The sequence below is a fragment of the Burkholderia sp. AU28863 genome (assembly GCF_002223195.1).
GTDB classification, from domain to species: domain Bacteria; phylum Pseudomonadota; class Gammaproteobacteria; order Burkholderiales; family Burkholderiaceae; genus Burkholderia; species Burkholderia sola.
Window position 1 is genome coordinate 1 of record NZ_NKFE01000018.1, and the last position, 990, is coordinate 990.

General features: G+C 66.6%; 1 protein-coding gene. It reads left to right on the plus strand.

Annotation, left to right across the window (positions count from 1 at the left end; translation table 11 throughout):
• A partial coding sequence (locus CFB81_RS34690) for an NAD(P)/FAD-dependent oxidoreductase (protein WP_179236155.1) occupies window positions 1-990 on the plus strand: 990 nt, incomplete at both ends.

Sequence of the window (990 nt, forward strand, 5' to 3'; positions counted from 1 at the left end):
GCAATACGGCCCGCGCGAATCGATGGAATACGACGTCGTGATCGTCGGCGGCGGCCCCGCCGGGCTGTCGGCGGCGATCCGGCTCAAGCAGCTGGCCGCCGAGAAAGGCACCGAGATCGGCGTGTGCGTGCTCGAGAAGGGTTCCGAGATCGGCGCGCACATCCTGTCGGGCGCGGTGATGGACCCGCGCGCGATCACCGAGCTGTTTCCCGACTGGAAGGAGCGCGGCGCGCCGCTCGATGTCGAGGTGAGCGAAGACCGCTTCCTGTTCCTGTCCGAGAAGAGCGCGGTGACCACGCCGAACTGGGCGCTGCCGGACAACTTCAAGAATCACGGCAACTACGTGATTTCGCTGGGCAACGTGACCCGCTGGCTTGGCCAGCAGGCCGAGGCGCTCGGCGTGGAAATCTTCCCCGGCTTCCCCGCTGCGGAGATTCTCTACAACGACGACGGCTCCGTGAAAGGCGTCGCCACCGGCAACATGGGCGTGGGCAAGGACGGCGAGCCGACCGAGAACTTCCAGCTCGGCATGGAGCTGCACGCGAAGTACACGCTGTTCGCCGAAGGCTGCCGCGGCCATCTGGGGCGGCAACTGATCGCGAAGTACAAGCTCGACGCGAACGCCGATCCGCAGGCGTACGGGATCGGCATCAAGGAACTGTGGGAAATCGATCCCGCGAAGCACAAGCCGGGCCTGGTGATCCACACGGCCGGCTGGCCGCTGAAACCGGATACGTACGGCGGCTCGTTCCTGTATCACATGGACAACAACCAGGTCGTGGTCGGCTTCGTGGTGGGCCTGGGCTACACGAACCCGTACCTGTCGCCGTTCGAGGAATTCCAGCGCTACAAGACGCATCCGTCGATCCGCGCGTTCCTCGAAGGCGGCAAGCGCGTGTCGTACGGCGCGCGCGCGATCACGGCCGGCGGCCTGCTGTCGCTGCCGAAGACGGTGTTCCCGGGCGGCGCGCTGATCGGCGACGACGCGGG